15 protein-coding genes and 1 pseudogene are annotated in these 17,234 nt (G+C 67.7%); 6 read left to right on the top strand and 10 right to left on the bottom strand.

Translation table 11 applies throughout. From position 1 onward, the window contains the following. Positions 1 to 69 precede the first annotated feature (69 nt). Positions 70 to 975, bottom strand: a complete 906-nt coding sequence (locus ASC46_RS11610) for a class I SAM-dependent methyltransferase (RefSeq protein WP_055459476.1) — start codon at positions 973 to 975, stop codon at positions 70 to 72. 72 nt (positions 976 to 1,047) lie between these two features. On the opposite strand from ASC46_RS11610, the pseudogene ASC46_RS11605 reads away from it, so the two are divergent. The 4 genes and pseudogenes from ASC46_RS11605 (at position 1,048) to guaD (ending at position 4,033) form a co-directional block, all read left to right on the top strand. Next, positions 1,048 to 1,823, top strand: a pseudogene (locus ASC46_RS11605) (ComF family protein). A gap of 57 nt (positions 1,824 to 1,880) precedes the next feature. Continuing rightward, a complete protein-coding gene (grxC, locus tag ASC46_RS11600) occupies positions 1,881 to 2,138 on the top strand; it encodes a glutaredoxin 3 (RefSeq protein ID WP_055459475.1) in 258 nt (85 codons plus the stop codon). A gap of 33 nt (positions 2,139 to 2,171) precedes the next feature. Then, a complete protein-coding gene (locus tag ASC46_RS11595; protein ID WP_055459474.1) occupies positions 2,172 to 2,639 on the top strand; it encodes a DUF1178 family protein in 468 nt (155 codons plus the stop codon). Between the two features lie 77 nt (positions 2,640 to 2,716). Continuing rightward, positions 2,717 to 4,033 carry a guanine deaminase gene (guaD, locus tag ASC46_RS11590; protein WP_055459637.1) on the top strand — a complete coding sequence of 439 codons (1,317 nt, stop codon included), beginning with the start codon at positions 2,717 to 2,719 and terminating at the stop codon, positions 4,031 to 4,033. On the opposite strand, the gene ASC46_RS11585 is transcribed toward guaD, so the two are convergent. From ASC46_RS11585 to ASC46_RS11550, 8 genes are all read right to left on the bottom strand, one after another. After that, a complete protein-coding gene (locus ASC46_RS11585; protein ID WP_055459473.1) occupies positions 4,034 to 5,092 on the bottom strand; it encodes an NAD(P)H-dependent flavin oxidoreductase in 1,059 nt (352 codons plus the stop codon). A 113-nt stretch (positions 5,093 to 5,205) separates the two neighbouring features. Next, on the bottom strand, positions 5,206 to 5,601 hold the full coding sequence (locus tag ASC46_RS11580; RefSeq protein WP_055459472.1) for a Na+/H+ antiporter subunit G: 396 nt from the start codon (positions 5,599 to 5,601) through the stop codon (positions 5,206 to 5,208). Positions 5,602 to 5,622: 21 nt separating this feature from the next. Further along, positions 5,623 to 5,892, bottom strand: a complete 270-nt coding sequence (locus ASC46_RS11575; RefSeq protein WP_055459471.1) for a K+/H+ antiporter subunit F — start codon at positions 5,890 to 5,892, stop codon at positions 5,623 to 5,625. Then, positions 5,889 to 6,380 (bottom strand): Na+/H+ antiporter subunit E, encoded by a 492-nt coding sequence (locus ASC46_RS11570; RefSeq protein WP_055459470.1) that lies wholly within the window; start codon positions 6,378 to 6,380, stop codon positions 5,889 to 5,891. Before ASC46_RS11570 ends, ASC46_RS11575 begins: the two co-directional genes overlap by 4 nt. A gap of 3 nt (positions 6,381 to 6,383) precedes the next feature. Continuing rightward, on the bottom strand, positions 6,384 to 7,919 hold the full coding sequence (locus tag ASC46_RS11565) for a monovalent cation/H+ antiporter subunit D (protein WP_055459469.1): 1,536 nt from the start codon (positions 7,917 to 7,919) through the stop codon (positions 6,384 to 6,386). Continuing rightward, the gene (locus ASC46_RS11560) at positions 7,916 to 8,287 is read right to left on the bottom strand and encodes a Na+/H+ antiporter subunit C (RefSeq protein ID WP_055459468.1); all 372 of its coding nucleotides are present in this window, start codon (positions 8,285 to 8,287) and stop codon (positions 7,916 to 7,918) included. The genes ASC46_RS11565 and ASC46_RS11560 overlap by 4 nt, the downstream gene beginning before the upstream one ends. Before the next feature lie 2 nt (positions 8,288 to 8,289). Then, positions 8,290 to 11,160: a monovalent cation/H+ antiporter subunit A gene (locus ASC46_RS11555; protein ID WP_055459467.1), complete on the bottom strand. Its 2,871-nt coding sequence runs from the start codon at positions 11,158 to 11,160 to the stop codon at positions 8,290 to 8,292. Between the two features lie 314 nt (positions 11,161 to 11,474). Beyond that, positions 11,475 to 11,831: a hypothetical protein gene (locus tag ASC46_RS11550; protein ID WP_055459466.1), complete on the bottom strand. Its 357-nt coding sequence runs from the start codon at positions 11,829 to 11,831 to the stop codon at positions 11,475 to 11,477. A gap of 544 nt (positions 11,832 to 12,375) precedes the next feature. Between ASC46_RS11550 and ASC46_RS11545 the strand changes: the two genes are divergently transcribed. Further along, complete coding sequence (locus ASC46_RS11545) at positions 12,376 to 14,958, top strand: glycosyltransferase (protein WP_157672334.1); 2,583 nt, start codon at positions 12,376 to 12,378, stop codon at positions 14,956 to 14,958. A gap of 161 nt (positions 14,959 to 15,119) precedes the next feature. Next, on the top strand, positions 15,120 to 15,317 hold the full coding sequence (locus ASC46_RS11540) for a hypothetical protein (RefSeq protein WP_055459464.1): 198 nt from the start codon (positions 15,120 to 15,122) through the stop codon (positions 15,315 to 15,317). Here the strand turns inward: ASC46_RS11540 and ASC46_RS11535 are convergent. After that, complete coding sequence (locus ASC46_RS11535) at positions 15,292 to 17,112, bottom strand: glycosyltransferase family 2 protein (RefSeq protein ID WP_157672333.1); 1,821 nt, start codon at positions 17,110 to 17,112, stop codon at positions 15,292 to 15,294. The genes ASC46_RS11540 and ASC46_RS11535 overlap by 26 nt on opposite strands. Positions 17,113 to 17,234 lie beyond the last annotated feature (122 nt).

The following is a 17,234-nucleotide window of genomic DNA, read 5'->3' as shown; positions in this document are numbered from 1 at the left end:
ATGAGACGTGAGCCGCCGGCCGTTGGCAAGACCCTTGCTGCTAGACATATGCGCCGCTTCACGGGGAGCTCAGTCGTCCTTGCCTTCTCCGGGCGGCTCCAGCCCCTTGAGCGCGTCGGCGAGGCGCATCTTCGCCGAGCCGGGCCGCAGCGGCTTCTGCTGGCTCTCGTGAGGCGCCCAGCCCGATAGCCAGACGATGTCGAAGGTCGCCGGGATGCGCCCGTCAGCCATGGCGAAACGCTCGGCATAGATGGCAGCGGCGCGCATCAGGGTCGCCCGCCGCAGGGGCGTGCGACGCCGCTCGGCCAGCGTATTGGTGAGGCCCATGGCCCGGAGGTCGCGCATCAGCGCGAAAGCGTTGTCGTAGCGCACGGTGAGCGTGTCGACATCCGTCACCGGTAGGGCAAGGCCGGCACGCTGCAGGAGCGCGCCGACATCGCGCAAATCGGCGAAGGGGGCGACGCGCGGACTGACGCCGCCCTCGATCTCCGCCTCGGCCGTCGCGAAGGCGGCGCGCAGCTCGCTCAGCGTGCCGCCGCCGAACAGGCAGCCGATGAACAGCCCGTCGTCGACGAGGCAGCGGCGGATCTGTGCGAGCGTGCCGGGCAGGTCGTTGACGCCGTGCAGCGCAAGCAGCGAGACGACGAGGTCGAAGCTCTTCGGCGCGAAGGGGACGAGTTCCTCGTCCGCCACCACCGCGGCCGCGCCGGAGAGGGCGGGGCGGGAAAGATACAAAACCGGGGCGGCGCGCAGGACGTGCTCGACCTGGCCGCTTGCCGCGAGCGTCGCGACGGCGCCGCAGTGCGGGGAGCCGAGGTCGAGGGCGCGCGAAAAGCTGCGCTTGACGGCCGCGAGCCGTTCGGCAAGCTCGTCGCAGACCTGCGCCAGCAGGAAATCGGCATAGCCGAGGCGCTCGGCGCGCGTCAGGCGCAGCCGCTGCTGCCGGCGGTCGAAGATCTGGGGGGGCTTTGTCATGGCGCGTGATCCGTTGCGGCCTTATGGGCCGTTGTGCCGGCAAGGTCAAAGCTTTCCGCCGGCCGTTCGTCCATGAGCCAGATCGCTGGCTCGCCCCTCGCGGTCCGCCTGCGGCGCTCCGTCCGGCGGGTCGGGACGATGCTGGCGGACCTCCTCTATCCGCCGCGCTGTGTCGCCTGCGGGGCGGCGACGGCCGAGGCGCACGCGCTCTGTTCCCGCTGCTGGGGCGGCCTCGCCTTCATCGAGCGGCCGTTCTGCGAGCGGCTCGGCACGCCCTTCGCCGTGGACATTGGCGGCCCGCTCCTGTCGCCGGCGGCCATTGCCGACCCGCCCGTCTTCGGCCGGGCGCGGGCGGTCGCCCGGTTCGACGGCGCGGCGCGTGAGATGGTGCACCGGCTGAAATACGGCGACCGGATGGACCTCGCCGAAGCCATGGGCCGCATGATGGTGCGGCGGGTGGCGAGATCCTGGCCGGGGCAGAGGTTCTTCTGCCCGTGCCGCTGCACCGCACGCGGCTCTTCTCGCGACGGTTCAACCAGGCGGCGGCGCTCGCCCGCGTGGTCTCCCACCACGCCGGCGTGCCGTGGGAGGCCGAGGCGCTGCGCCGCGTCAAGCGTACGCGGCCGCAGGCGGGCCTCACGCGGCCGCAGCGGGCGGGCAACCTGCAGGGCGCCTTCGCGGTGCCGCCGGAGCGGCGCGTGGCGGTCGAAGGCCGGTCGGTGGTCCTCGTCGACGACGTGCTGACCACGGGGGCCACGGCCAATGCGGCGAGCCGCGCGCTGCTGCGTGCCGGAGCGCGGCGGGTCGACGTGCTCGCCTTCGCGCGAGTTGTCGTCGGCGGGGAATGACCCCTATATGACAGGAAAGGCGCCGCGGGCCGGCGCGCGTGAAGGTAAGGCAGGAGTATGGCTCCCATCGTCATCTATACCAAGTCCTGGTGTCCCTATTGCAGCGCCGCCAAAGATCTGCTGCAGCGCAAGGGGCTGCCGTTCGAGGAGATCGAGATCACCGGCCGCAGCGAGCTGCGCGAGGAGATGATCGAGCGGGCGGACGGGCGCACCACCGTGCCGCAGATCTTCATCGGCGAGCAGCATATCGGCGGCTGCGACGACCTCTATGCGCTCGACGCCCGCGGCGGGCTCGACCCGCTACTCGTGGCGTGAAGCGCGCGGTCCGGACGCCGGAGTGAGCGTGAAATGATCCGCTACGACCTCGTCTGCGACAAGGACCATGCCTTCGACAGCTGGTTCCCCGACAGCGCGGCCTACGAGAAGCTTCTCGCCGGCGGGTTTGTCGCCTGCCCGCACTGCGGCTCCACGAAGGTGGCGAAGGCGATCATGGCGCCGGCTGTGAAGCGCACCGACAAGGGCCGGACGGCGCCTCCGCCGGCCCCGGCGGCCGGCCCGCCCGGCCCGGCGCCCGTTGCGCTCCTGTCGGAAAAGGAGCAGCAGATGCGCGCGTTCCTGCGCGCGGTGCGCCGTCACGTCGTGGAGAACGCCGAGAACGTCGGCGAACGCTTCCCCGACGAGGCCCGGCGCATCCATGCGGGCGAGACGGAGGAGCGCGCCATCTACGGCGATGCCTCGCTCGAGGAAGTGCGTTCCCTTCACGAGGAGGGTATCGAGGTGCTGCCGCTGCCGCGCCTGCCCGAAGAAGGCAACTGATCCGCCCCCGTGAACGGCTTTGACGCCGGTAGCGGCCGGCGTCAATCTGATCGGCACGAACAATGGAGCTTCCGGCCATGGCCGATCCCGCCTGGCGCGCCGTGCGCGGTCGCGTCCTCACTTTCCTTGCGCCGCCGCTCGGGGCGGCGGACGGGGCGAGCTATCGCTATCTCGCCGATGGCCTGGTGCTGGCGCGGGACGGCCGCATTGCAGCCGTCGGCGAGGCGAGCCCGCTTCTCGCGACGCTGCCGGCCGATACGCCGGTCGATCATTACCCGGACGGGCTCGTCCTGCCCGGGTTCATCGATCCGCACATCCATTTCCCGCAGACGCAGGTCATCGCCTCCTACGGTGCGCAACTGCTCGAATGGCTTCAGAAATACACTTTCGTCGAGGAGCAGCGTTTCGCCGATGCCGCGCATGCGGCCGAGCAGGCGGCGTTCTTCTTCGACGAACTCGCCCGCAACGGCACGACGACGGCGCTCGCCTTCTGCTCGGTGCATCCCGTTTCAGCGGACGCCTATTTCACCGAGGCCGAGCGGCGCGGCATGGGCATGCTCGGCGGCAAGGTGATGATGGATCGCAATGCGCCGCCGGCGCTCACGGATACGGCGCAAAGCGGATATGACGAGACGAAGGTGCTGATCGAGCGCTGGCATGGGCGCGGCCGCCAGCGCGTCGCCATCACGCCGCGCTTCGCTATCACCTCGACGCCGGAGCAGCTCGCGGCCGCCGGGACGCTGAAGCGGGAGCACCCCGATCTTCTCGTGCAGACGCATCTGTCGGAGAACCGCGCCGAGATCGAGACGGTGCGCCTGCTCTTTCCCGAGGCCGCCGGCTATCTCGACGTCTACGATCGTTTCGGTCTCACCGGTGAGCGCAGCCTCTTCGGCCACTGCATCCATCTCACCGAGGCCGAGCGGCGGCGCATGGCCGAGACCGGCTCGGTCGCCGTCTTCTGCCCGACATCCAACCTCTTCATCGGCAGCGGCCTCTTCGACATGGGACAGGCGCGCGAGGCGCCGGCCATGCGGGTCGCGGTGGCGACCGATGTCGGTGGCGGCACGAGCTTCTCCATGCTGCGCACCCTCGCCGAGGGCTACAAGGTACAGCAGCTCCTCGGCCGCAACTGGAGCGCGCTGGAAGCCTTCCACCTCGCGACCGCCGGCAATGCGGCGGCACTCGGCCTCGCCGGCGAGATCGGCACGCTGGAGCCAGGGGCCTTCGCCGATCTGGTGGTGCTCGATGCACACGCGACGCCGGTGATGGCGAACCGCATGGCCCGCATCGACGGCAACCTCGAGCAGGAGCTGTTCGTGCTCATGACGCTTGGCGACGATCGGGCCGTCCGCGCCACCTATGCAGCCGGCCGGCTCATCCACGCCGCGTCCTGATCAGGCCTTGCGGCTGGAGAGCCTCGCGATGGCCTCGGCTGTCTCGGCGGCCAGCCGGGCCATGAGCTCCGCCGCGCCCTGGCGGCGGGCGAGGCGCACGCCCTGGCCCGCCCAGAGCGAGAGGTATTCGGAGCGCCCCGCCTTGGCGGCGGCGGTGCGCATCGGCCGTGTCAGGGCGTTCTGCAGCGGGAAGGGGAGGATCGCACCCTTGGCGTCGATCGTCTCCATGAACCGGTTGGCGATGCCGCGGGCCGGCCGGCCAGAGAAGGCGCGGGTCACCCTTGTGGCATCCTCCTTCGCCGAGAGAATGGCCTCGCGATAGGCCTCGGGGATCCCGGCCTCGGCGCAGGTCAGGAAGGCGGTTCCCATCTGCACGGCGCTGGCCCCGAGCGCCAGGGCCGCCGCGATGCCGCGCCCGTCCATGATGCCGCCGGAGGCGACGACAGGGATCGACACTGCGTCGGCCACCTGCGGTACGAGCGCCATGGTGCCGATCATGGCGCGCTCGAAAGGCGCGGCGAAGGTGCCGCGATGGCCGCCGGCCTCGCTGCCCTGGGCGACGACGATATCGGCGCCGGCGGCCTCAACGGCCAGAGCCTCCTCGACAGTCGTCGCCGTCGCCGCAAAGAGCATGCCCTTCGCCTTGACGGCCGCCACAACATCCGCGCCGGGCAGGCCAAAGGTGACGCTGAAGAGACCCGCGCCGCTTTCCAGCACCGCCTCCACCTGCTCGGCAAAGGTCTTGCCGGGAGCGTTCGGCATCGCGGGCGCGGGCAGCGCCAGTTCCTCACAGAAGGGAGCGACGGCGGCAACCGCTGCTTCCGCCTCGGCTGGGGTCTGCGGCGCAGGCAGGGGCGCGAACAGGTTGATGCCGAAGGGACGCGTCGTCGCCGCACGCACGGCGGCGGCCGCATCGAGGATTTGCTGCGGCGACAGATAGGCGGCGCCGATCGTGCCGAGGCCGCCGGCCTCGCTTACTGCCGCGACGAGGGCGGGCGTGTCGCCGCCGCCCGCCATCGGGGCCTGGATGACAGGGTGCGGGAGGTGGAGGCGCTGCATGATATCGGTCCGTTCACTCGGGAATGGACGAACGATAGCGCCATGCCATCCATCAGGAAAAATGGTTTTCGACGATCCCTGCCATCTATGAAAGAGATGGCCCGTGGTTGTCCTTACTTGCGCTCGAAGCCAGCTAGCTCGTCCGTCGAGCCCGGGGAGGGGTCGAGTGTCGCCCACCCCTTCTCGCTGCCGGTGGGCGGCAGCTTTGCGCGCTCGCGCCTGTCCCGCAGGATATGCGCCTTGGCGACCATGAAGGCTGTCACCGGTGCCGTCAGGAAGAGGAAGAGCGTGATGAGCAGTTCGTGAATGGACAGGGTGCCGCGCACCACCGCCGCATAGGCCATCGAGGCGATGAGGATGGAGCCGACGCCGAGAGTCGTCGCCTTGGTGGGGCCGTGCAGGCGGCGCATCATGTCCGGCAGCTTGGCGAGCGCGAAGGAACCGACGAGCAGGAAGAAGGCGCCGACGACGATGAGGGCGGCGATGAGGAATTCAGCGACGATGGGCATCGGTCCGTCCCTTGCCGGGGGTCATTCGATCACGTTGCCGCGCAGCAGGTACTTGCAGAACGACACCGTCGTGAGAAAGCCGACCATGGCGAAGAGCAGCGCTGCCTCGAAATAGGTCGGCGCCTCGAACAGCATGGCGATGACGACGATGAGCGCGATGGCGTTGATCACCATGGTGTCGAGGGCGAGGATGCGGTCGAGCACGTCGGGCCCTGCGACGATGCGGTAGACGTTGAGCACCACCGAAAGCCCGATGGCGACGAGCGCGATCTGGCAGGCGAGCGTGATCATTCGAAGATCCTCTTCAGCCGGGCCTCGTAGCGGGCCTTGATCTGGGCCACGGTGCCGGCCGGGTCGTCGACATCGAGGCAGTGGACGAGCAGCGCCCGCCCGTCGGCGGACAGGTCGGTACTGACCGTGCCCGGCGTCATGGTGATGGTGCCGGCGAGCGTTGTGATCGCCTCTGGTGCCGTGAGCTCGAGCGGAACGGTTATGAAGGTGGAGCGCAGGGCGTCGCCCCGGTGGAAGAGGACGAGCCGGGCGACCTGCACATTGGAGACGATGATATCCCACAGCACGACCAGCACGTATTCGACGATCACGAGCGGCGCGCCGATCTTCGGTCGCTCCGGCCAGTAGACGCTGGTGATCTGGGGAATGCCGATGCCGAGAATCAGCCCGAGCACCACGTGGCCGGCCGAGAAGTCATTGGCGAGCAGCAGCCAGACGAGCGTGATGAACAAGGTCAGGATGGGATGGGGGACGAGGATCTTGCGCATGGCTCAAAGTCCCGTCGCGCGGGCGGTCTTGATGGTGCCGAGCACCGCCTCGACATAGGCGCGCGTGTCGAGTGCCTGCTGCGCCGTCTCCGTGACGGCACGCGAGACGGGCGCGGCGAAGACCGACAGCAGGATCATGCCGGCGACGAGGGCGCCGGCGGCCATCGTCGGCAGCGCCCGGCGCTTCGGCTCATCCTCTTGCTCCTGCGGCGGCTGGGCGGCGCTCTTCCAAAAGAGCACGCTGCCGGCCCGGGCGAAGCCGACGAGCATGATGAAGCTACTACCGAGCACGATGGTCCAGATCAGGCCAGCATGGGCGGTCTCGCGCGTCGCGTCGAGGATGAGCAGCTTGCCGAGAAAGCCCGACAGGGGCGGCAGGCCGACCATGGCTATGGCCGCGAGGAAGAACAGCCCGCCATAGACGGAGTCGCGCGGGAAGGGGGGAGCGGCATTCAGCCGGTCGCGCGCCCGGCCGCGCCGGACGGCGATGAGATCAACAAGGAGGAAGAGCGCCGCGCCGGCGAGGGTGCTGTGCAGGAGATAGTAGAGGGCGGCGGCGACGCCGACCTGGTCGAAGAGGCCGACGGCGATCAACAGCGTGCCCATCGAGGCGACGACGGCAAAGCAGACGAGGTCGAGAAGCGTGCGGCTGGCGAGGACGCCGATGGCGCCGATGGCCAGGGTGACGATGGCGGCGGGAATAACCCAAGGTGCCGCGACGAGAGCCAACGGCCCGGCATCGGTACCGAAGACGAGGCCGTACATGCGCAGGACGGAATAGGCGCCGACCTTGGTCATGATGGCGAAGAGCGCGGCGACCGGCGCCGAGGCGGCGGCATAGGTCGTCGGCAGCCACCAGTGCAGCGGCACCAGTGCCGCCTTGATGGCGAAGACCATGAACAGCAGGAGCGCGCCAGTGCGAAGAAGCGCGATGTCTCCCGCGGCAACTTGGCCGGCCTTCACGGCCAGATCCGCCATGTTGAGCGTGCCGGTGACCGAATAAATGATGCCGACGGCGAAGAGGAAGAGCGTCGAGCCGATGAGGTTGATGGTGACGTACTGGAAGCCGGCCTTGAGCCGGCGCGGCCCGCCGCCGTGCAGCATGAGGCCGTAGGAGGCGATCAGCATCACTTCGAAGAAGACGAAGAGGTTGAAGAAGTCGCCGGTCAGGAAGGCGCCGTTGATGCCGAGCAGCTGAAACTGGAAGAGGGCGTGAAAATAGCGGCCGCGGCGATCCCAGCCGTGAATGGCGTAGACGACGACGATGAAGGCGAGACAGGCCGTCAGCAGGAGCATCATGGCCGACAGCCTGTCGAGCACTTGCACGATGCCGAAGGGTGCCGGCCAATTGCCGAGCAGATAGGCACGCGATTCGCCATCGCCGGCCAGCTGGTAGAGGCCGAAGGTGAGGAGGACGAGCATTAGCGTCGCGGCGATCGAGACAATGCGCTGGTGGAAGATGTCGTTGCGCGCGAACAGGATGAGATAGGCGGCGGTCAACGCCGGCAGCAGGGTGGGGGCGACGATCCAGTGGCTCATCGGGACGCCTCCCCGCCACGGGATTCGATATTCGCGCCTTCGTTCATCTCTCGCATGGCGACGTTGTCCGATCCCGTCTCGAGGAAGCTGCGCAAGGCCAGGACGACAATGAGCGCCGTCATACCGAAGGAGATGACGATGGCGGTCAGCACCAGCGCCTGCGGCAACGGATCCGTATAGGTGGTGGCGAGGGGGTGGATGATCGGCGGCTTGTCCACCACGAGCCGGCCCATCGCGAAGAGAAAGAGGTTCACCGCATAGGAGAGGAGAGCGAGCCCGATGATGACCGGGAAGGTGCGCGCCCTGAGAGTCATGTAGACGCCCGCCGCCGTGAGCGTGCCGATGGCGCTGGCGAGGAGAAATTCCATGCTCATTCGCCCGCTCCTTCCGTGGCGGCCGGCACCGGCAGAGGCATCTCCTCCGGCTTCAGCTTGATGTCCATGGGCCCCTCCGGCACCGGCTCGCGCTCGGCCCGCTGCTCGACGCGGGAGATCTGCGCGAGCGACAGCATCACGGCGCCGACCACGGTGAGGAAGACGCCGGTGTCGAAGCCCATGGCGGAGGCAAGCTCGAACTCGCCGACGACGGGCAGGTGCACATAGCCGAAGGTGCTCGTGAGGAAAGGCGCGCCGAAGAGCCACGCGCCGATGCCGGTAAGGCCGGCGACGATGATGCCGGCGCCGATCATGGCCTGGGCGTCCACCCGGGCGCGGTCGGCCGCGAAGGTGTAGCCGCTGGCGATGTACTGCATGATATAGGCGATGGCGACGATCAGGCCGGCGATGAAGCCGCCGCCGGGCTGGTTGTGACCGCGCAGGAATATGTAAGCGGCGACGGTGAGGGCGAGCGGCAGCAGCACGCGCGTGGCGACGACGAGGATGAGCGGGTGCGCGTCCTTGCCTTCTTCGCCCTGCCGCATGGCATCGAGGCGGCGGGCCGCCGCTCCGCGCAGCGCGTTGTCGAGCAGGGCGAAGATCGTCAGGGCGGCGATGCCGAGCACGATGATCTCACCGAAAGTGTCGAAGCCGCGGAAGTCGACCAGTGTCACGTTCACCACGTTCGTGCCGCCGCCACCGGGCTTCGACTGGGCGATGTGAAAATCGGAGATGGTGGTGAAGTCCCGCGTCATCACGGCATAGGCGATGCCGGCGATGCCAAGTCCGGCGACGAGGGCGATTGCCCCGTCGCGCAGGTGCACGCCGAGGCCCTTCTCGAGCACCGTTTCCTTCGGCAGGAGGTTGAGCGCGAGCAGCAGCAGGATCGTGGTCACCACCTCGACGGAGATCTGCGTCAGGGCGAGATCGGGTGCCGAGAACTGCAGGAAGGCAAGCGAAACGATGAGGCCGATGACGCTGGTGAGGACGAGCGTCAGCAGCCGGTCCGCATGGCGCAGGACGATGGCGAGCGCCGCCCCGAGAAGGACGGCCCAGGCGATGACGGCCGGCAGGTTGACCGCCATGGGCACTCGCTCGCCGGCGCCGTGCGGCGCATCGAAGAAGGCGACGAGGCCAACGGTGACGACAGCGACGATGGTGGCGCCCGCATAGGCTTGCAGCGACCCGGCGTGCGAGGCGTCGATGAAGCGGCGCGAGGCGAGGACGAGCGCGCCGATCGTCCTGTCGAACAGGCGCTTGGCTTCCGGCCGCGGCAGCGAGAGGCGCAGGCTGTTGGCGGCGTCGAAAGCCGCGAAGAGTGCCGCGCCGCCGGCGATCGCGACAAGGCTCATGAAGAGCGCGGGCGTCAGGCCGTGCCAGAGGGCAAGGTGGAACTCCGGCAGCGGCCCGCCGACGATCGCCGTCGCCGTGCGGATGACGACGGGCTCGGCGATGGCCGGCAGAAGGCCGATGGCGACGACCGGGACGACGAGCACGGCGACCGGCAGCCACATGCCGAAGGGCGGATCGTGCGGGTGGTGCGGATAGTCGTCCCGGACGGGGCCGAGGAAGGTGCGGATGGCGAAGCGGGCCGAATAGGCGACCGAAAGGAGCGCGCCGAGCGTGGCCAGCGCGGGGACGAGCCAGGCCGTGCCGGCGTAGGCGGTGTGCGACGCCTCCTCCAGCATCATCTCCTTTGACAGGAAGCCGTTGAGGAGCGGGATGCCCGCCATGGACGCGGCGGCGACGAGGGCGAGCGTAGCGGTGATCGGCATCAGCGTCATGAGACCGCCGAGGCGACGGATGTCGCGTGTGTGCGCCTCGTGGTCGACAATGCCGGCGCTCATGAAAAGCGGCGCCTTGAAGGTGGCATGGTTGAGGATGTGGAAGGCGCAGGCGATGGCTGCCATGGGTGTGCCGAAGCCGAGCAGCATCACCATGAGGCCGAGGTGGCTGACGGTGGAGAAAGCAAGCAGGGCCTTGAGATCGTCCTTGAAGATGGCGATCCAGGCTCCGACGATCATGGTGACGAGGCCCGCCGACGTGACTGTGAGGAACCACATGTCGGTGCCGGCGAGCGCCGGCCACAGGCGCGCCAGCAGGAAGACGCCCGCCTTCACCATGGTGGCCGAGTGCAGGTAGGCGGAGACCGGCGTCGGCGCCGCCATGGCGTGGGGCAGCCAGAAATGGAAGGGAAACTGTGCCGACTTCGTGAAGGCGCCGAGGAGGATCAGCACCAACGCCGGGCCGTAGAGCGGAGATGCCTTGATGATCTCGCCGCGCGCGAGGATCTCCGTGAGCTCGTAGCTGCCGGCGATCTGGCCGAGGATGAGCATGCCGGCGATGAGGCATAGCCCGCCGCCGCCGGTCACCGCCAGCGCCATGCGGGCGCCCTGGCGCGCTTCGGGCAAGTGCCGCCAGTAGCCGATGAGCAGGAACGACGAGAGCGAGGTGAGCTCCCAGAACACAAGCATCATCAGGATGTTGTTCGACAAGGCGATGCCGACCATGGCGCCCTGGAACAGCAGGAGATAGGTATAGAACACGCCCATCGGATCCCGGCGGTCGAGATAGAAGCGGGCGTAGAGGATGATGAGCAGGCCGATGCCGAGGATGAGCGCGGCGAAGAACAGGCCGAGGCCGTCGACGAAGAAGGAGAAGCGCAGACCGACCGGCGCCAGCCACTCGACGCTCCAGGCCGGTACCTCGCCCCGGTAGACGGCGGGCACCTCGGTCAGGAGCAGCACGAGCGCGGCGAGCGTGAACGCCCCCGCGAGACTGGCGCATGCATTACGGCCGGATCGAATGGAGAAGACGGGGAAGACGGCTCCGAGAAACGGTAGCAGGGTGATGAGCGCCAGTTTCATGCGAGTGCGTCGTTCCCACCTTCGATTGACCGCATCCGGCCACCCCTCCCGGCGTGCCAGCGCGCCGGACAGGGCCGTTCACAAGGTCGTGAGTCCCTCTCGGGCCGGCATGCGGGAGGACTCCCGCTGCCGGGACGGGAGCCGGCGACGTCGTTGCCGACGGGCGCCCTTCTCATCCGGCCCGGTCGTCATCCAGCCGGAAGCCCGCGAAGGGCAGCGGAAAGATGCCGACGGGGGGATGTGCCATCCCCGTTGCGCGCGGGTCAAGACTTTCAGGCGCTGCGCCGGTCGTTTTGTGCAGCGCAGCAAAGACTTCAGGGCAGCCGCCGTTCCTCGAAGAAATCGGCAATGCCGGCGTTCGTCGCACTGTCGGCGGCCTCGATCGCTTCCTTGACGCGGTTACGGTAGCTCATCATGGCGTTGAGGAGCTGGGCCGCATCGTGGGACAGGCCGAAGCGCAGCCAGCTCTCGATGGTGCTCTCCGGCAAGCCTGTGCGGTCGCAGAACTCACGCATGGAGGAGAAGCCGAGTCCGGCCACGGTCGCACGGAACGCGTCCGGGCTCATGCGCTGCTTGAGCGCATGGGTATGAACGCGTTCCATGACATGGCCGAGGTCGTCGAGGGCCGTTTTCAGCGATCGCTTGGCAAGGTCGGGCAGGCGCGGTGCCATTGTCGTGCCTCCGTCGCAGCCGCTCCCATGGAGCGGACATCATGCGCCATGGCGGCGGCGGCGCAAGCTCCCGCCTCCCCATCCTTCCTGCCCAAAGCCGCCGCTCCTGCGTGATATGTCAGCCTCTTGGCCGGGTTCGCCAGTCGCTGGTGAGTCGAATTTGCCCCCGGCGCGCATACCATCAGGTTGGTGTCGGCCGCAACCGCATGCCGTCGGCCCCAGCGCCCGTTCGGCGGCAAGGAATCGCTGCAGGGAGAGGCTTTCTCCGCGTGCCCAACACCCTCTTTCCTTTCATGCATTGCGTCTTTTTCTTTAATCACGGTGGAATTTTCAGATGCAGCAGATTGTTTCCAGGCTGACACATGGCGTTCGCCAACAGACGGGCAGAAACGGATTTGCCTCGGATCTGGACAGTCTCATCTTGGCCTGTGCGACAAAAATCAACGCCGCATGCCTCTATCTGGCGCATGCCTTCCGGGTTCTCTTCTTTCGAGCCGGACAATACGGGGCGCAATGGGCCTACCTCCTTATCCGGCGGAAACTCGTGGGTGCCCTCGGCTACGGCGCTTTCCTGTCCGTCAATCTCCTGCACCGTGTGCCGGTCGTCGGACACGGCATCGCGATCACGCTCAGCGGGCTCATCCTCGAGAAATATGGCCGCTGGCTCTGCAGCGTCCACTTCCATCGGGCGCCCGATCGGGCCGGACGGCTTTCCGGAATGCAGGACCTGCTGCGCGGCAATGTGACCGTGGTGCCGATCCAGTTCTTCGATCCGGCCTATTACCAGCAGCATTTCCCCGGCCGATCCCTCATCACGATGGAGGCTCTGCTGCATTTCCTGCTCGTCGGCCGCTGGCGGCGTATGAGCCCGACGCCGTGGTTCTCTTATCCCGTCTACCTCAGGAAGAACCCGGATATCGCGGGCTGGGGAGGCGAGCCTTTCCGACATTTCGTCACCTTCGGGCTCCGGGAGGGCCGCAGCGCCAGCGACATGTTCAATCCGGCCGGCTATCTCGCTGCCAATCCGGACGTGGCGGCTGGCGGCATGCCGGCGCTGGAGCATTTCGTATGCTATGGCCAGGTGGAGCGGCGGCGCGGCGTGCCCCTGCCGCCGGGGCCCGAAGAGCCCCGTTTTGCCGGCAGCGACCACGATGCCGACCACTACCTGCGCAAGATCCTGGCTCTGCCACGCCCCGGCGCGATGCAGCACCTCTTCGGCTGGACCGCACGCGCGGCCGTCGATGTCATCATCCCCGTTTATCGCGGCAAGTGCGAGACCATCACCTGTCTCTACCGCGTGCTCTCGGCCGCCAACGGGACGGCCTCCTGCGTCGTCGTTGTCGACGATTGCTCACCGGAAGAGGATCTGTCGGACATCCTCAAGCTCCTCGCCAAGAAGGGCTACATCCGGCTGATCAGGAACCCTGTGAACGAAGGCTTCGTCAGGTCCGTCAACAAGGCGATGCAGCTTCACCCGGCCCGTGACGTCATCCTGCTGAACTCCGACACGGAAGTGTTCGGCGACTGGATCGACCGCTTGCGGAAGGCCGCGCAGGCGGATGCGCGCTTCGGCACCGTGACGCCCCTGACGAACAACGGGACGGTCTGCTCTTATCCCTTCTTCAACGAAGACAACGACCGGCCGCTCGAGGTTCCCTACGCGGAGATCGACCGCATCGCCGCCTCAGTGAATGCGGGAGAGCCTATCGAGCTGCCGACCGCCATCGGCTTCTGCATGTACATCAAGCGGGAGCTCATCGACAGGATAGGCTATTTCGATGCGGAGGCATTCGGGACAGGTTACGGCGAGGAGAACGACTTTTCGCTGCGCGCGATCGATGCTGGTTGGAAGAACGTCGCCGCCCCGAATGTCTTCGTCCGGCACCTCGGTGCGACGTCGTTCCGCGAAGAGCGGCGGGAGCGGATCGAGCACGCCATGCGGGTCATCGACGAGCGGCATCCGCACTATCAGACCGAGGTGCAGGCCTTCCTCAAGGCGGATCCACTGCGAAACGCGCGCGAGCAGATCGACCGGGAGCGCTTGCGACGTGCGTGCCGCGCCCAGAACGTGCTGCTCGTCAGCCATATTCGCGGAGGCGGTACGGAGCAGCACGTGCGCGAGGAGATGCGCCGCCTGGAGGCGGCAGGATATGGCGTCTTCCGTGCCGTGGCCGATCCGAGGTTCCATGACCGTTTCGATATCGTCGGCGCGCATGTCGCGAAGATGCCGATGCTTTCGGCGCTCCACACCGGGCTCGACCTGCAGCTGCTGCAACACCTGGCGGACGATCTGGCGATCACGGAGGTCCACGTCCACCACATCATGGATTTCGGCGCTCGTCCGGCCTCGAGCGTGACAAATCTCCTCAGACACCTGCAGCGGCCGTGGCGCGTCGTCGTGCACGACTATTTCGGCATCTGCCCGCGTGTGAACCTCATCGACACCAAGGGCATCTACTGCGGGGAGCCGGGTGACTCTGCCTGCCAAACCTGTTTGCAGGCCAGTCCGACCGAGTTCGGCGTGCCCGACATCCGGGCGTGGCGGGCCGATTACCATGAACTGCTCGCCGGAGCGCAGGCCGTGGTCGTACCCGATGAGGACGTGGCCAGGCGACTGCGCGGCTACTTTCCCGATATCGGCTTCCAGATCCGGCCGCACGACGATGTCATGCCGATGCCGCTGCTCAAGCGACCGCGTCCCGGTTCCCGCATCCTGCGCGTCGGCGTTCTCGGCGCCATCTCCGCCATCAAGGGTTTCGAGAAACTCATCGACTGCGCGACTGACGCCCGGCTGCGCGGTCTGCCCGTCGAGTTCGTCGTCATCGGCTATACCGAGAACGACGACAGGGCGGCGCAGGCCGGGATCACGATAACCGGACCCTACGACAATGCGACCGTTCTCGAAACCATCGATGCCCTCGATATCGACGTCATCTTCCTGCCTTCCGTCTGGCCGGAAACCTATTCCTACACCCTCTCGCTGGCATTGCGCGCGGCGCGGCCGATCATCGTGTTCGACGTCGGCGCCGCGGCGCGACGGATCCGCGGATTACACGGCCACAAGCTGGTTCCGCTGCATTACAACGGCTGGAGGATCAACAATACGATCCTCGAGCTTCTGCCCTAGAGTGATCGTGACCGGCTCGGACCGGATCTGACCTCGAACGCGGGGCTTGGCAGGGGGGCCGAGAGAGCCGCAGCGGCGCGAAACCTGCGGGACGAGACGGTTGGGCGTCCGGCCGCGACCTGCTATCCTGTCGACGTCACAGGGTCGAGACGAGGTGTGCTGTGGATGGCACGAAGCTGAGCGGCGGAGTACGGACCTCGGATGAGGTCGCGCTGACGAGCGGGCAGCGGCTGCTCCTGCTTGCCGTCTCGGCCGTTTTCGGCGTCGCGCTCATGGCGGCGGGGCTCTTCTTCTGGAGCCAGTCGTCCCAGGCCGTTTTCGCCGACTGGCTGCTCACGGCGATCGCCGGTTGCTTCTGACGGGATGAATGATCGCTTCGGCGGAAGCCGTGCGGCGCCGCGCCGCTTCGGATGTGCGCGCTAGCCCGTGTTCCGTCTTGTTCCAGCGGAACGGGCTGCAGATGAGTTCGATCGCACCCAGCCAGGCGGCGAAGGAAATCAGCACGAAATAGAGCGGCATGAGCGCGACATAGGGCGCGAGCCGCTGCAGCTTCCGGCGACGCAGGCCGATGCAGGCGGGTACGAGCATGGCAAGGCCGCCCGCCGCGAAGAGTGTGAGGCCGATGGCGGCGACGGCGCGGCGAACCGGCTCGTCGGCGGCGAGCAGGCTGCCGTCGGCGAGCATGCGCACCGATGCGATGAGGAAGATGGGGAAGAACAGCGCCGTCAACACGGTCCCGGCCACCGTTGCGAAGGCGCCCAGAGTGCCGGCGGGGCCCAGCTGCCGCAGCGCGGTTCGCGGTTCGCGCGTATGCGTGACGCAGACCTGGAGCCATCCCTTCATCCATCGCGCACGCTGGGCGAGCCAGGCGCGCAGCCGGGCCGGCGCCTCCTCCCGCGTCGTTGACGGCAGGTCCTCGACCGCGTAGCCGAGCCGCGCCAGCCTGAGGCCGAGGTCGGCATCCTCGGTGACATTCCAGGCATCCCAGGCATGGACCCTGCGCAACACCGCCGTCCGGAAATGATTGGACGTGCCGCCGAGCGGCACAGGGAAACCGAAGGTGGCAAGGCCCGGATTGATGACATCGAACAGCACCGCATATTCGATGGCGAACAGGCGCGTCAGCAGGCTGTCGTCGACATTGTCGATGGCGAGGTGCGCTTGCAGGCAGGCGACATGCGCGGGCGCGGCGGCCAGATGCGCGGCCGCTAGGCGCAACTGCTGCGGCTCAGGCACGTCCTCGGCATCGTAGACGACCGTATATTCGCCGCGTGCCAGTTGCAGCGCCAAGTTGAGCGCGCGGGGCTTGGTGCGCGGCAGGCCCGGTGGCGCGACGACGACCTCGAACCAGGGCGGCAGCGTCTGACGGCGCAGCGCCACGGCGGTCGTCGCGTCGTCGCTCTCGACGACGAGCTTGATATCGAGCTTGGCCGGCGGATAATCGAGATCCTCAAGGGCGGTGAGGAGCTGCGGCAGGACGCGCTCTTCCCTGTGCAGGGGTACGATGACGGTATAGGTCGGCAGCGCGTGATCCTCCGGGCTGCGCCGCGGCGGGTGCCGGGGCGGCTCCAGGCAGCAGGCGAGGCGCACCGTCACCATGGCGATGAAGACGAGGCCGCACAGCGAGGCGAACAGGCCGAAGGCTGCCGCCGGCGCCCGGACGAGGAAGAAGCTCATGACGCCCACGGCGAGCGCGAGCAGGCCGATTTGCGGGCCGCTCATCTGACCGCGGTAGGAGAGCGCGGCGGCCGCATCGGCAAGACCATTGGCGGCAAGATGGGCGATGTGTCGGGGAAAGGCACGCATCGCCAGCCTCGTCAGCAGACGCGGCGTCGTGAGCGCCACGCCGGCATCGTGCCAGCGGGCGTGCTGCTCCATGAACCGGCCGAGATGACGCACGCCCGGCGCGATGGCGAAGCGCAGGCCCTGCTCGTCAGGGTGCAGCGGCACAACCCCGGCGGTCAGACATTCGGGGAAACGTGCGCCGGTGCCAATGCGCATGTTGCGGCGCAGGAACGGCATGCCAACGGCCTCGGCGACGGCGGCATAGAGCCTCTCCTCGTCGATGGCGCCGCACGCGAGAAGTGCTTCGAAGGGTGAGACCCGCCATAGGTATGCACGTCGGCGGGCCTCGGCGAGAGCCTGTCCCGACACGCCGTGCTGCAGCAGAAAACCGATTTCGTCCGTGTCTGCCCCGCAATCAAAACTTGTATAGTTCAAATAGACATCTTCGCTTTGTTGATCTAAATGCCATTGATTTCCCCCGACGGCTTCGG

The organism is Chelatococcus sambhunathii, from assembly GCF_001418005.1.
GTDB lineage: Bacteria > Pseudomonadota > Alphaproteobacteria > Rhizobiales > Beijerinckiaceae > Chelatococcus_A > Chelatococcus_A sambhunathii.
Note: the sequence above shows the minus strand (reverse complement) of the source record. Positions and strands in the feature narration are given on the sequence as shown.

Bases quoted from the DNA above. Each gene is read 5' to 3' on its own strand.
- ASC46_RS11565 (WP_055459469.1), bottom strand. From the start codon at position 7,919: ATGAGCCACTGGATCGTCGCCCCCACCCTGCTGCCGGCGTTGACCGCC.
- ASC46_RS11580 (WP_055459472.1), bottom strand. From the start codon at position 5,601: ATGCCCATCGTCGCTGAATTCCTCATCGCCGCCCTCATCGTCGTCGGC.
- ASC46_RS11570 (WP_055459470.1), bottom strand. From the start codon at position 6,380: ATGCGCAAGATCCTCGTCCCCCATCCCATCCTGACCTTGTTCATCACG.
- ASC46_RS11595 (WP_055459474.1), top strand. From the start codon at position 2,172: ATGATCCGCTACGACCTCGTCTGCGACAAGGACCATGCCTTCGACAGC.
- grxC (WP_055459475.1), top strand. From the start codon at position 1,881: ATGGCTCCCATCGTCATCTATACCAAGTCCTGGTGTCCCTATTGCAGC.
- ASC46_RS11575 (WP_055459471.1), bottom strand. From the start codon at position 5,892: ATGATCACGCTCGCCTGCCAGATCGCGCTCGTCGCCATCGGGCTTTCG.
- ASC46_RS11555 (WP_055459467.1), bottom strand. From the start codon at position 11,160: ATGAAACTGGCGCTCATCACCCTGCTACCGTTTCTCGGAGCCGTCTTC.
- ASC46_RS11560 (WP_055459468.1), bottom strand. From the start codon at position 8,287: ATGGAATTTCTCCTCGCCAGCGCCATCGGCACGCTCACGGCGGCGGGC.
- guaD (WP_055459637.1), top strand. From the start codon at position 2,717: ATGGCCGATCCCGCCTGGCGCGCCGTGCGCGGTCGCGTCCTCACTTTC.
- ASC46_RS11585 (WP_055459473.1), bottom strand. From the start codon at position 5,092: ATGCAGCGCCTCCACCTCCCGCACCCTGTCATCCAGGCCCCGATGGCG.
- ASC46_RS11610 (WP_055459476.1), bottom strand. From the start codon at position 975: ATGACAAAGCCCCCCCAGATCTTCGACCGCCGGCAGCAGCGGCTGCGC.
- ASC46_RS11550 (WP_055459466.1), bottom strand. From the start codon at position 11,831: ATGGCACCGCGCCTGCCCGACCTTGCCAAGCGATCGCTGAAAACGGCC.